The sequence below is a fragment of the Flavobacterium sp. FlaQc-49 genome (assembly GCF_044005985.1).
GTDB lineage: Bacteria > Bacteroidota > Bacteroidia > Flavobacteriales > Flavobacteriaceae > Flavobacterium > Flavobacterium cupriresistens.
Genome location: NZ_JBIPCS010000009.1, coordinates 37577 through 52288, shown reverse-complemented (window position 1 = coordinate 52288; position 14712 = coordinate 37577). Strand labels below are relative to the sequence as shown.

The 14712-nt window shown below is 34.4% G+C and carries 8 protein-coding genes; 6 read left to right on the top strand and 2 right to left on the bottom strand.

Going from position 1 to position 14712, the window contains the following annotated elements:
• The first annotated feature begins 45 nt into the window (after positions 1 to 45).
• From ACHRV3_RS17625 to ACHRV3_RS17600, 6 genes are all read left to right on the top strand, one after another.
• Positions 46 to 1830: a chloride channel protein gene (locus ACHRV3_RS17625; protein WP_230002394.1), complete on the top strand. Its 1785-nt coding sequence runs from the start codon at positions 46 to 48 to the stop codon at positions 1828 to 1830.
• A gap of 61 nt (positions 1831 to 1891) precedes the next feature.
• Complete coding sequence (locus tag ACHRV3_RS17620) at positions 1892 to 2845, top strand: Fic family protein (protein WP_395436018.1); 954 nt, start codon at positions 1892 to 1894, stop codon at positions 2843 to 2845.
• A 101-nt stretch (positions 2846 to 2946) separates the two neighbouring features.
• Entirely contained in the window at positions 2947 to 5778 is a 2832-nt protein-coding gene (gene uvrA / locus ACHRV3_RS17615; RefSeq protein WP_230002396.1) for an excinuclease ABC subunit UvrA, read from the top strand.
• A gap of 346 nt (positions 5779 to 6124) precedes the next feature.
• The gene (locus ACHRV3_RS17610) at positions 6125 to 6853 is read left to right on the top strand and encodes a TIGR00730 family Rossman fold protein (RefSeq protein WP_047779031.1); all 729 of its coding nucleotides are present in this window, start codon (positions 6125 to 6127) and stop codon (positions 6851 to 6853) included.
• 306 nt (positions 6854 to 7159) lie between these two features.
• Positions 7160 to 9910 (top strand): aminopeptidase, encoded by a 2751-nt coding sequence (locus tag ACHRV3_RS17605; RefSeq protein ID WP_395427659.1) that lies wholly within the window; start codon positions 7160 to 7162, stop codon positions 9908 to 9910.
• Positions 9911 to 10098: 188 nt separating this feature from the next.
• A complete protein-coding gene (locus tag ACHRV3_RS17600; protein ID WP_047779029.1) occupies positions 10099 to 12510 on the top strand; it encodes a thiamine pyrophosphate-dependent enzyme in 2412 nt (803 codons plus the stop codon).
• Positions 12511 to 12696: 186 nt separating this feature from the next.
• Here ACHRV3_RS17600 and ACHRV3_RS17595 read toward each other — a convergent pair whose 3' ends face one another.
• Positions 12697 to 13470: a carbonic anhydrase family protein gene (locus tag ACHRV3_RS17595; RefSeq protein WP_395436017.1), complete on the bottom strand. Its 774-nt coding sequence runs from the start codon at positions 13468 to 13470 to the stop codon at positions 12697 to 12699.
• Positions 13471 to 13817: 347 nt separating this feature from the next.
• On the bottom strand, positions 13818 to 14552 hold the full coding sequence (kdsB, locus tag ACHRV3_RS17590) for a 3-deoxy-manno-octulosonate cytidylyltransferase (protein ID WP_047779026.1): 735 nt from the start codon (positions 14550 to 14552) through the stop codon (positions 13818 to 13820).
• Between the last annotated feature and the right edge of the window lie 160 nt (positions 14553 to 14712).

Genomic DNA, 14712 nt, shown 5'->3' with positions numbered 1-14712 from the left:
AAGATTATAACTTAAATTTGTAGTATCCATAATTTTTAAAACAGAATGCTAAAAAAATATTTCAGAAGACTAGAAAGCATAATTGCTTTGGGGCAATCGCTAATGACACCAAAGCAATTTATTTTTTTATCAAGTGTTTTAATTGGAATTTCTTGTGCTCTTGCGGTAATTGTTTTAAAAACATTTGCCCATAGCGTATTTTCATTTGCTACTTATATCAATGGGATTCTTAAATTAAGTTTCATCAATAGTTTACTTCCTATTATTGGAATTTTGTTAACCGTTTTGGTTGTCAAAAAAGTTCTAAGCGGAACCATACAAAAAGGAACTTCTCAAATCCTTTATGCAGTTGCCAAAAAAGCAAGTATTATCCCTAAGAAACAAATGTACGCTCAAATTATAACCAGTTCCCTGACTGTTGGTTTGGGAGGTTCTGCAGGTTTGGAGAGTCCGATTGTAATTACAGGTGCTGCTTTTGGATCTAATTTTGCTCAAAATTATAAACTTCCTTATAAAGACAGAACCTTACTTATTGGCTGCGGTGTAGCTGCCGGGATTTCGGCCGCATTTAATGCGCCTATTGCCGGAGTTCTTTTTGCTATTGAAGTCTTGTTGGTAGATGTAAGTATTTCTGCTTTTACCCCTATTATGATTTCTGCTGCAACAGGGGCAATTGTTTCCGCTATTTTATTGGATGAAAGCATCTTATTGTCTTTCAAACAACAACAAACATTTAATTATCACAATACTCCTTTTTATGTAATTTTAGGAGTACTTACCGGTCTTGCTGCGATTTATTATTCCCGAAATTTTCAGAGAGTTGAACATTATTTTTCAAAACTGGAAATGGGGCCCTATAAAAAAGCTTTAATAGGTTCTTCTATGTTGGCAGTTCTGATTTTTATTTTCCCTACTCTTTTTGGAGAAGGTTATGAAAGTATAAAAACGCTATCAGAAAGTGATCCCGGGAAATTATTAGACAATACCCTTTTTAGTGAATATCGAGATAATAATTGGGTACTGCTCATCTTTGTTGGATGTACCTTAATGATAAAAGTTTTAGCCTCCGGTTTAACTATCGGAAGCGGTGGAAATGGAGGTAATTTTGCTCCTGCCCTCTTTTTAGGTTCTTATCTTGGTTATTTTTTCTCCAAGTTAGTTAATATGACCGGGCTTACAAACTTACCAGTCAGTAATTTTACTATGGTCGGAATGGCCGGAATCCTAAGCGGTTTGTTTCATGCGCCACTAACAGCCATTTTCTTAATCGCCGAAATAACAGGAGGCTACGGATTAATGATTCCACTAATGATTATATCCTCCATTAGTTTTGCTATCTCCAAGCGCTTCGAAAAACATTCCCTCGATGTAAAAGGATTAGCCAAAAAAGGACATGCTTTTACCAGTAATAAAGATTCAAACATATTATCGACTCTTGATATTGATTCTATTATCCAGACGGATTACTTAACCGTCCATCCTGATGAGAATTTGACCAAACTCGTCGATCTTATTTCCCACTCTAATCAAGTTGTTTTTGCCGTTGTGAATAACGAAAAAGATCTTGTTGGTGTGGTTCACTTTAATGATATTCGAGAAATCATCTTTAATAGTTACCGTGTAAAATACACCTTAATTAAAGATGTCATGAAAACTCCACTTGCTACCATATCCTCTTATGACAGCATGGAAATTGTTATGAGTAAATTTGAAAAAACTAAAACAGCTTTTATTCCAGTCGTACGAAATGAAAAATATTACGGCTTTATTTCCAAATCTATAGCACTTGAAGCCTATCGAACTAAGCTAAGAGCTATGACTATCGAGTAAGCTTAATATCGGATAAGTTAAAAAATTTTATTATCCGATAATAAGAAGTATCTTTGTGGTTATGTGGAATATAGACCTAATATATAGAAACGAATTTCAATCAACCTTTGAACGATTGTATCAGAAAAGGCAGGTTTTGCAAACCAGCAGACCCTTGCCAAACATCGCTTTGCATAAAATTCGTGAAAGCCTTTCTTTAGAATGGACCTATAACTCCAATAGTATAGAAGGAAATACTATGAGTTTGCGAGAAACCCAAATGGTTATTCAGGAAGGCATTACCATAAAAGGCAAATCTTTAAGAGAACACTTTGAAACTCATAACCATGACAAGGCTATTGATTATCTGTACTCTATTGTTGATGATACTTACAAACTTAGAAGTATTGATATACTCTCTATACATGGTTTGGTTTTACGCTCTATTGAAGACGATTTTGCAGGACGTTTGCGCAATGGAGGGGTCCGTATTTCCGGTGCCAATTTTATGCCTCCAAATGCAAACAAGGTTTCTGACTATCTAGACGAACTAATTGATTTTATTAATACAAACCCTTTAGGGCTTAATGATATAGAACTGGCTACTATTTACCATCATAAATTAGTCTGGATTCATCCTTTCTTTGATGGTAATGGGCGTACTGTGCGTTTAAGCATGAATTTACTATTGATGCGTTGTGGGTTTCCACCTGCAATTATTCTTAAAAATGACAGGAAAAAGTATTACGAAGCCTTAAATCAGGCTAATACAGGAAACTATCAAAAACTAATACTTTTGATGTGTCAGGCTTTAGAACGTACGCTCAATATTTATCTAAATGCAATGCCGGACAGTGATACCAACTTTCAAAAAATAGCTGATATTGTTAGCGAGCCAGAGACACCTTATGGTCAGGAATATGTAAGTTTACTTGCCAGAACAGGTAAAATAGACGCTTACAAAGAAGGTCGAAACTGGTATACTACCAAAGAAGCTATAGAAGAATATATGGCTACCCGAAAAAGAAAACGCTAATTTTTATTAGCGTTTTTTGTTACAATTTATAACATAAACTTCTGCAGCGTAGTATAAAAAGAATAAATCAAAATGGTAACTTTGCTTTTTGCTCAAAATATATGTTAGAAAAAGACAATACTATTGAAGTTCTTGGTGCAAGAGTTCATAATCTAAAAAATATAGATATTTCGATTCCGCGTGAAAAACTGGTTGTTATTACCGGTTTATCAGGTTCGGGAAAATCTTCTTTGGCATTTGACACTATTTATGCCGAAGGTCAGCGTCGTTATGTAGAAACTTTTTCTGCCTATGCGAGACAATTTCTTGGCGGTTTAGAACGTCCTGATGTTGATAAAATCGACGGACTTTCTCCCGTAATTGCGATTGAACAAAAAACAACCAGTAAAAGCCCTCGTTCAACTGTTGGGACCATCACTGAAATATACGATTTCTTAAGATTACTTTTCGCACGTGGAGCAGATGCTTACAGCTACAATACGGGCGAAAAAATGGTTTCGTATTCTGATGAACAAATCAAGGATTTAATTATTCAGGATTTTACAGGAAAACGAATCAATATCCTTGCTCCGGTTATTAAAGCCAGAAAAGGACACTATGCCGAATTGTTCCAACAAATTACAAAACAAGGTTTTCTGAAAGTTCGCGTCAATGGCGAAGTACAGGATTTAGTTTCGGGAATGAAATTAGATCGATACAAAACTCATGATATTGAAATTGTAGTAGACCGAATGCTAATTGAAGACACTGCCGACAATCAAAAGCGATTGGCAGAAAGCATTAATACCGCAATGCACCATGGTGAAGATGTATTGATGATCCTGGATCAAGACACCAATGAAGTACGTTATTTCAGTAGGAATCTGATGTGTCCCTCGACAGGTATCTCTTATCAAAATCCGGAGCCTAATTTATTTTCTTTTAACTCTCCAAAAGGAGCTTGCCCACATTGTAATGGTTTAGGAACGGTACATGAAATCAATGTCAAAAAGATTATTCCGAATCCTAAATTGTCTATTAAAGCCGGTGGTTTTGCACCACTTGGAGAATACAAATCCTCTTGGATTTTTAAGCAATTAGAAGTCATTGGAGAAAAATTCAGTTTTAAGATAACAGATCCAATCGAAAAGATTCCGGAAGAGGCTATGACCATGATTTTACATGGCGGAAAAGATAAATTTACCATAAACTCAAAAGATTTAGGTGTTACTCGCGATTATAAAATTGATTTTGAAGGTATTTCAAATTTTATCAAAAATCAATATGACGAGAGTCCATCTACAACCATAAAACGTTGGGCCAAAGATTTCATGGACGAAGTAAACTGTCCGGTTTGTGAAGGTTCACGTTTGAAAAAAGAAGCTTTATTCTTTAAAATCAATACCAAAAACATCACCGAATTGTGTGATATGGACATCTCTGATTTAACAGCCTGGTTCTTAGATTTAGAAAACCATTTATCAGATAAACAACTGTTGATTGCTTCTGAAGTGGTAAAAGAAATCAAAGACCGTCTGAATTTTTTAATGAATGTTGGTTTGAACTATCTGGCTTTAAGTCGAAGTTCAAAATCACTATCAGGTGGTGAAGCGCAACGCATTCGACTAGCAACACAAATTGGTTCACAACTAGTCGGTGTTTTGTATATATTAGACGAGCCAAGCATTGGTCTTCATCAGAGAGACAACGAAAAACTGATTCGTTCATTAGAACAATTACGCGATATTGGAAATTCTGTTATTGTGGTCGAACATGACAAAGACATGATCGAAACGGCTGATTATGTAATTGATATTGGACCTAAAGCCGGAAAATACGGTGGCGAAATTATCAGTATCGGAACTCCGAAAGAAACTTTGGCATCTGACACGATTACCGCTCAATATCTGAATGGTAAAATGAAGTTGGAGATTCCAAAAGAAAGACGCAAAGGAAACGGCAAGTTTTTGAAACTTTCGGGAGCGACTGGAAATAATTTAAAAAATGTGACCATTGAAGTCCCTTTAGGTCAACTAATTTGTGTTACAGGAGTTTCCGGAAGTGGAAAATCGACTTTGATAAACGAAACCCTCTACCCGATTCTGAATGCTTATTATTTTAATGGCGTAAAAAAACCACAACCTTATAAAAAGATCGAAGGTCTTGAGCATATTGACAAAGTAATTGATATTGACCAGAGTCCGATTGGGAGAACACCACGTTCGAATCCAGCGACTTATACCGAGGTTTTTACAGAAATCAGAAATCTGTTTACTATGACTTCCGAAAGTATGATTCGCGGTTATAAAGCAGGGCGTTTTAGTTTTAATGTAAAGGGCGGACGTTGCGAAACCTGTGAAGGTTCAGGCGTAAGAACGATTGAGATGAACTTTTTACCGGACGTTTATGTGGAATGCGAAACCTGTCAGGGAAAACGTTTTAACCGTGAAACTTTAGAAATTCGATACAAAGGAAAATCTATATCAGATGTATTGAATATGACAGTGGATGAGGCGGTACCATTCTTTGAAAACATTCCAAAGATTTACCGAAAAGTAAAAACAATTCAGGACGTCGGTTTAGGTTATATTACACTTGGGCAACAAAGTACAACGCTTTCAGGTGGTGAGGCGCAACGTATAAAGCTAGCCGGTGAATTGTCTAAAAAAGATACCGGAAATACTTTTTATATACTGGACGAGCCTACAACAGGTTTACATTTTGAAGACATCAGAGTTTTGATGGATGTAATCAATAAACTGGTTGATAAAGGAAACACCATACTGGTAATCGAACATAATATGGACGTTATTAAACTGGCGGATTATATTATAGACATTGGCCCCGAAGGCGGAAAAGGTGGTGGAGAACTTATCGCAAAAGGGACACCTGAAGAAGTAGTGAAAAGTAAAAAAAGCTTTACGGCTAAGTTTTTGAAAAAAGAACTTATCTAACATTCTAAATTAAAATTATAGTACGCACCCCACAATAACGATTACTTTAATTAATTGATAATGAGAAACAAAATTTAAAAAACTTGTTTCCATCGCTATATTTTGGTTAATAAATAAGCTTTTTTGCACCAACTCTCGAAAAAAGAGTTAATTTAGTATCCCTTTTTAATCAAAAAAAATCAACTTTAATCGATAAAAAGATAAAGCTGAATCAAAAACTGATGCCTTAGCTCCAGTGAAAGAGGAAATCTTATTGCTTTGATCCCTATAACTATTGGGGACCACAAAAGATTAGAATGTACAGCAGGAACGAGCTCCTGAAAAATAAATTAATAATACACAAAAAATGAGATTAGAAGATTTTGACAACGATGAGGATAAAATTATCCAAGATCGTTTGAAGCAAAAAACGTGGAATGAAATCAGAACAAACGACAGCTGGGCGATTTTTAAAATCATGGCTGAATTTGTAAATGGATATGAAAGCATGGGACGTATTGGTCCGTGTGTATCGATTTTTGGATCTGCAAGAACAAAGCCGGATGATAAATATTATTTACTGGCAGAAAAAATTGCTTTTAAAATTAGTAAAGCAGGTTATGGTGTAATCACAGGAGGTGGTCCCGGAATAATGGAAGCTGGAAACAAAGGCGCACATTTGGGCGGAGGAACTTCAGTTGGTCTGAATATCGAATTGCCTTTTGAGCAACACTTTAACCCTTATATTGATCACGACAAAAACCTTAATTTCGACTACTTTTTTGTTAGAAAGGTAATGTTTGTAAAATATTCTCAAGGTTTCGTAGTAATGCCTGGAGGTTTTGGAACTTTAGACGAAATGTTTGAAGCTATCACCTTAATACAAACTAAAAAAATTGGAAAATTTCCAATTATATTAGTTGGAGTTGAATTCTGGTCAGGATTGATCGAATGGGTAAAAACGGTACTTGTAGAAAAAATGCAAACAGTAAGCCCGGAAGATTTGAACTTATTCAAAATTGTAGATACTGAAGACGAAGTAGTAGATGTTCTGGACAAATTCTATAAGAAATATGATTTGAGTCCGAATTTCTAAACTTTTTCTTAACCACATAAGTAATGTAAGCGCATTTGAGAAACAAGCTTAACAAAGATTAATTTATTATGAATTTACATCGCTTTTATGGTTAAAATTTATTACGAAATGCAAAAAAAATGAAGCTGTTTTCTTAAACAGCTTTTTTTTATACTATTTTTACAAAAGTCAAAAAAAAATCTACGCTCGTAAATTAAAGAAACAGCTAAAAAAATTTAAGCCAACTTGAGATCATTTTATAAAAGAATTTTCTTCGTTTTAGTTTTATTCAATTCAGTAAAACAATATGCGCAACATCAATCTAAGATGGAAGTGGCCGTAAACCTTGAACTAAAAACTTTAAATGTAAAACAGGATATTGTTTTTTACAATACTTCTAATGACACTTTAGATTCAATTGTTTTAAATGATTGGAATAATGCTTTTTCTAATAAAAACACGCCACTTGCCAGACGATTTTCTGATGAATTTTATCGTGGTTTTCATCTGGCCAACGACCAAGAAAGAGGAAATACTACAATTCTGAATTTACTCGATGCAAATGACATGGCTTTTGAATGGGAAAGAACCGAGAGAAATCCTGACTTTATCGTGGTGAAACTAAAGCAAAAACTTCTCCCGAATCAAAAAGTTGAGCTTCATATTAGCTATATTTCTAAGGTTCCAAGCGATAAATTCACTCATTATGGTTTTGATCAAAATGGTGGAATGAACCTAAAAAACTGGTTTTTGAGTCCCGCCCGATATGAAAATCACACTTTTATAAAATACAATAATTTTAATCTGGATGATATTGTAAATGCTGCCAGTGCTTATGAAATTGCAATAAAAATTCCGAATACGTATTCGATTACAACCGATCTAAATTCGATTACTACAGATCTTACAAATCCACAATCGACTACCTATACTTTTTCCGGAACCAACAGAACTGATTTTAATTTGTTTATCGAAAAGCAAAATAGTTTCAAAAGCTATGAGAATGGCTCCATTGAAATTCTTTCTAATCTAAAAAACAAAAAACTTAACGATATCCAAAAAGCGATTGTCATAAACAAGGTAGTCACTTTTGCAAACAACTTTATTGGCACCTATCCACATCAAAAAATCACCGTTTCTCAAACCGATTATGACCGAAATCCTTTTTACGGGTTAAATCAGTTGCCGTCTTTTATCAGTCCATTTTCAGATGAATTTATCTTCGAGATCACCTTCTTAAAGACTTATTTGAACAATTATCTTAAGAATAGCCTCCGTTTAGACTCCAGAAAAGACAACTGGATTCAGGACGGTATCCAGATCTATGCCATGATGAAATACATGGACGAAAACCATCTGGATCAAAAAATGCTTGGAAGTCTTTCGAACATGAGACTTTTTAAGAGTTACAATATTGCTAATCTGACTTTTAACGAGCAATACAGCTATTATTATATGCTGATGGCTCGTAAAAATCTGGATCAGCCACTTGGAGACCCAAAAAATACATTGATAAAATTCAACGAGCAGATTGCCAGTAAATATCGAGCGGGTTTAAGTTTAAGTTATTTAGACAACTATCTAAATCACGACATTGTCCCTAAAAGTGTTCAGGAATTTTATGATTTAAATAAAAACCAACAAGTTAACAGATTTGATTTCGAAAAAATACTAACTCAAAACAGTCCCAAAAAAATCGATTGGTTTTTCAAAACCATTATTGATTCCCGTGATATTATAGATTACAAATTTTCGAATGTCACCAGAACCAAAGACAGCATACAATTTTCGATAAGAAACCGAACTGGCAACTTTGTCCCAATTCCGGTTTATGGAATTAAAAAAAACGAAGTTGTTTTCAAAAAATGGATTGAGCCTTCAAGTAACGACTCTATTTATCATTTTAACAGAAACAAAGCCGACAAAATAGTTTTGAATTATGACAATGAGGTTCCAGAATACAACTTAAGAAACAACTGGAAATCTCTAAAAAGTCTGGTGATCACCAACCGTCCAATAAAATTTAATTTCGCAAAAGATCTTGAAGATCCGTATTACAATCAGATTTTATATGTTCCAACGCTTACCTATAATTATTATGACGGTCTTACGCCTGGAATGCGTTTTCACAACAAAACCATTTTAGACAAACCGTTTACCTTCGACATTAATCCGGCTTATTCTATTAATGCCGGTACTATATCCGGTTCTTCAGCTTTTTCGCTAAATCATTATTATCGAAACAGTACGCTTTATAATGTTCGATATTCCATTAGCCAAAATTATTTTCATTACGCTCCGGATGCCACTTATTTCAGATTAAATCCGATGGTGCAACTTAGAATTCGTGAAGAAAATTTCAGAGACAACCGAAAACAACTTATCCTGGTTCGTCAGGTTATTGTAAATCGCGAAGCAAGTAAATACATTACTGATAATTCAAATCCGAATTATTCTGTTTTTAACGCTCGTTATATGAATACCAAAACAGAATTGGTCGATCATTTTAGTTTTATGACTGATGTTCAATTTTCAAGCGGATTCGGAAAACTGGCCGGAGAAATCGAATACAGAAGATTATTTGAAAATAATCGAAAGCTAAACTTACGTGTATATGCCGGAAGCTTCTTATACAACAGGACTGATTCTGATTATTTTAGTTTTGGATTAGACCGACCAACCGATTATATGTTTGATTATAATTTTTTAGGCCGTTCTGAAAGTACCGGAATTTTCAGCCAACAATACGTAATAGCCGAAGGTGGTTTTAAATCTAAAATAGAACCGCGATACGCAAATCAATGGATGGCGACGCTAAATGCAAGTTATTCGATTTGGAATTGGATTGAGGCTTACGGTGACATCGGTTTCATGCAAAACAAACATCAAACCACAGACTTTGCTTATGATAGTGGAATCCGCTTAAATCTGGTTCCGGATTACTTCGAATTGTATTTTCCGATCTATTCTAATAATGGTTGGGAGGTTGCGCAAAAAAATTATGATGAAAAAATACGATTTGTTGTTACTTTTTCTCCCAAAACATTAGTCAATCTTTTTACCCGAAAATGGTTTTAATTGAATAAATTTTAAATAAAAACATAAATTATTACCACTTAAATCACAAAATCATTAAACATTCAATAAAAAAACCCTAGTGTTTTAGCAATTTAATTGTTAATAATTAAATTATATTTACTTTAATGAATTATGATTATTGATACTTTTTAAGTAATTTTGTCGCCTAACATGACCCATTCCAGATTATGATTAAAGAAAAAAACAATTCTACATTGACTTTCGAAGATTTCAAAACTGAGGTGTTAAACGATTACAAAATTGCTGTAACCAGCCGCGAATGTAGTCTTTTAGGGCGTAAAGAAGTATTGACAGGAAAGGCCAAATTCGGAATATTTGGTGACGGAAAAGAGGTTCCACAGCTTGCTATGGCCAAAGCTTTTAAAAACGGTGATTTCCGTTCCGGATACTATCGCGATCAAACCTTTATGATGGCTATTGGAGAATTAACTCCAAAACAATTTTTTGCCGGTTTATACGGTCATACTGATATAGATTTTGATCCAATGTCTGCGGGCAGGCAAATGGGTGGTCACTTTGTAACACACAGTTTAAACGAAGACGGCTCTTGGAAAGATTTAACAAAACAAAAAAATTCAAGTTCAGATATATCTCCTACTGCAGGGCAAATGCCAAGATTACTTGGTTTGGCACAAGCATCAAAAATTTACAGAAACGTTGACGGAATCACTGTCAAAGACAAATTCTCTGTTAATGGTAATGAAGTAGCTTGGGGAACAATTGGAAATGCAAGTACTTCTGAAGGTTTATTTTTTGAAACTATAAATGCTGCCGGAGTTTTACAAGTTCCTATGGTAATGAGTGTTTGGGATGATGAATACGGAATTTCGGTTCACGCAAGACATCAAACCACTAAAGAAAACATCTCTGAGATCTTAAAAGGATACCAACGTGATGAAGATGCAAAAGGATATGAAATTTTCAGAGTAAAAGGCTGGGATTATGCCGAACTGGTTTCGACATATGAAAGAGCTGCAGCAATTGCACGTGAAGAACATGTACCGGTTTTAATTCACGTAAATGAATTAACACAACCTCAAGGACACTCTACTTCAGGATCACACGAGCGTTACAAAAATGCCGAAAGACTGGCTTGGGAAAGAGATTTCGATTGTATTCGTCAAATGCGTTTATGGATGATTGCTGTCAATGTTGCTTCTCCTGAAGAATTAGCTGAAATTGATTTTGAAATTAAAAAAGAAATCCTTGATGCTAAAAAAGACGCTTGGAATTCTTTTATTAATCCAATTATTGAAGATCAAAAAAATCTTTTGGTTTTATTGGAACAAATTTCAAGTGCCAGTATCAATCATAAAGATAAAATTCAGAAATACATCTCTGAATTAAGCGCTATAAAATCTCCTTTGAAAAAGGAAATGCTGGTAATCGCCAGAAAAATTCTGCGTTTTATTGAGATTCCAAACAGTAAAGTTTTATTATCTGACTGGATTACCAATTATATCAAAACTACACAAGTAAAATTCAGCAGTAACTTACATTCTGATTCTGCCGAAAATGTATTTTCAGTACAGAAAGTACTTCCTGAATATGATGAGAATTCAAAAGCGGACTTAGATGGCCGAATGATTCTTCGTGATAACTTCGATGCTATATTCAGTAAATATCCGGAAACATTGATATTTGGTGAAGATGTTGGAAACATTGGTGACGTAAACCAAGGTTTAGAAGGTATGCAGGAAAAATACGGTGAACTTCGTGTTGCCGATGTTGGTATCAGAGAAGCAACCATTATTGGTCAGGGAATTGGAATGGCCTTAAGAGGTTTACGTCCGATTGCTGAGATTCAATATTTAGATTATTTATTGTACGCTATTCAGATCATGAGTGATGATTTGGCAACTTTACAATACAGAACGGTTGGAAAACAAAAAGCACCATTAATTATCAGAACTCGTGGACACCGTTTAGAAGGTATCTGGCACTCTGGTTCTCCAATGGGAATGATTATCAACGCAATTCGTGGAATTCACGTTTTGGTTCCAAGAAACATGACTCAGGCAGCCGGTTTCTATAACGCTCTTTTAGAATGTGATGAACCAGCTTTAGTGATTGAATGTTTGAACGGATACCGTTTAAAAGAAAAAACACCACTTAATTTTGGAGAATTCAAAACACCAATCGGAGTAGTTGAAACACTAAAAGAAGGGGCTGATATTACTTTGGTTTCTTACGGATCTACCTTGAGATTGGTAGAGCAAGCAGCAATTGAATTATTAGAATTAGGTATTGATTGTGAAGTAATCGATATTCAGTCTTTACTTCCGTTTGATATTAATAAAGATATTGTAAAAAGTATTGCTAAAACAAATCGTCTTTTAGTAATCGACGAAGATGTTCCAGGTGGTGCTTCAGCATTTATTTTACAACAAATTCTGGAAGAACAGGATGCCTACAAATATCTGGACAGCAAGCCACAGACCTTAGCTTCAAAAGCGCACAGACCTGCTTATGGAACAGATGGGGATTATTTCTCTAAACCTTCTGCCGAAGATATTTTCGAAAAGGTATATACGATGATGAATGAAGTTAATCCTTCTAAATATCCTAATTTATACTAGGACCAATATTAAAAAAAAATACCCGACAAGTTTTAAAAAACCAGTCGGGTATTTTTTTATCTTTTTCTGAGCATTTTACTCTCCTATCTACTGCTTACCAAAAGCTCAATCAGTCAAGAATAGGTCTACTTTTTACCAGTAACTAAAAACGCATTATTTCCTCTACATTCTTTTTCAATGAAAATATTACCTTATATTTTCAAATATTTTTCTGTTATTTAATGGCTGTATGACACGGAAATTTTCTTTACTGTAATTTCCCTGATAGTTCTTAAATTGATCATTTGTCATTTCAATCTGGTTTTTAAACACAAACCAAGTTAAAGGGCCTTCGTTTAAAGTAAAATCTAAATGAGGAGTTGTCAATGAACCACTGTAAGCATAATATTTATTCGTATCAACAGGCAATAGCGTATTCAAATTTAACAGATTAGACAACGCATTAGTCCCTTTAAGTTTCGGAGAGCCATCAAATAAAGTTTGAAGCGAAGTATTTGCTTTTCCGTTTTTAACAAGCACTCCTAAAACTGCGTAAGCACCTTTTGAAGATTTGTGAACAAAATGAATTTCCATTACACCATATTCTCCATTAATACTGTGTTCGCTATGATAATGAAAGTGAAATTGCTGCAGTTCATATTTATTCCCCTTAATGGTTATAAAATTATCTGTCTTATCTGCCTGCGATAAATTTACTTTTAAATTATCTTCTGTATTCTCTATATTACTTAAAGTTATTGCGCCATAATGAATAATAGGATCTAATGTACTTATCTTCTCGGTAAAAGATGCATTTATATTAATGGGAGTTTGTCCATCGATATTAACTGTACCTAATGGCTTATCCTGATTTACTAAACTCTCCGGAAACTCTTTAACAGAATTCTCCAAATGATCGTCACTCTTGCTACAAGAAACAAAAGTAATTGTTACTAATAAAAGTAAGGCTATTTTTTTCATATCTAAATATTTGTATTTATTTGATACGAAAAAAAACAAAATGCTTCATTAAGCTTAACAAAAATATACAACTGTTTATATCTAATTAACAGCTGTCTTTATGTTTTTTATATTTCTATTCTTTAAGATTTTAAATTTCAAAAAGCTTATGAGAGAGATATTCTTAAGATTGAGGAGGCAAAACTGAAGAGGTACAGAATTGCAGAAGTTAGTAAAAGCAGAAAAAGTCTTGCGATTCTTCTACTTTACCTTCTGAATATTTATTGCTGTATGATAGAATGAGTATTACACTCAAAACTTCATTTTCAGCTTTCCTTATTTTTAATTTAGTTTCTTACAACAAAAAACTATTTGGCACTCAAAATAGCTCTGGCTTTTTCTAAATCTTCGGCTGTATCGATTCCAATACCAACATGAGTCGTCTCTACCATTTTGATTCGTTTTCCGAATTCCAGATAACGGAGTTGTTCTAATTTTTCAGAAGCTTCTAAAGATTTCATTGGCAGACTGTAAAAATCCAACAGAGCCTGCTTTCTAAACGCATAAATTCCGATATGCTGAAAATAACGTACTCCAACATCTTTATCTCTTGGATACGGAATCACAGAACGCGAAAAATACAAGGCAAATTGCGATTGATCTACCACCACTTTTACATTATTCGGGTTATTGATCTCTTCTTCATTTGTGATTTCACGCATTAATGAAGCCAAATCAACTTTACGATCCGGATCATTTTTAAAAGCATTCAAGACCTGCTCTAAAGGCCCTGCTTCCGTAAAAGGTTCATCCCCTTGCACATTCACCACAATATCTACATCCAGATTGGCTACCGCTTCTGCAATTCGGTCGCTTCCTGATTCGTGTTCTTTGATGCTCATAATAGCTTTCCCACCATTAGAAACAATTTCATCAAAGATCAAATCCGAATCGGTCACCACAAAAACATCTTCAAATAATTGAGTGGCAACTGCGGCTTCATAAGTTCTTAAAATAACGGTTTTACCTCCCAAATCCTGCATTAGTTTGGCTGGAAATCGTGTAGAAGCGTAACGTGCCGGAATAACTGCTATTATTTTCATTTTTGATCGTGTAATTTAGGTTGAAATCTCAAAAACAAATATACCTATTCGACAGCAGGTTTTAAAAATATATTTATAACATATTGCTCAAAAAAATATAACAAATCCCTTAAACCACTATCGTTTAATATTTTACAAAACATTCTTTCGCATGCAAAAA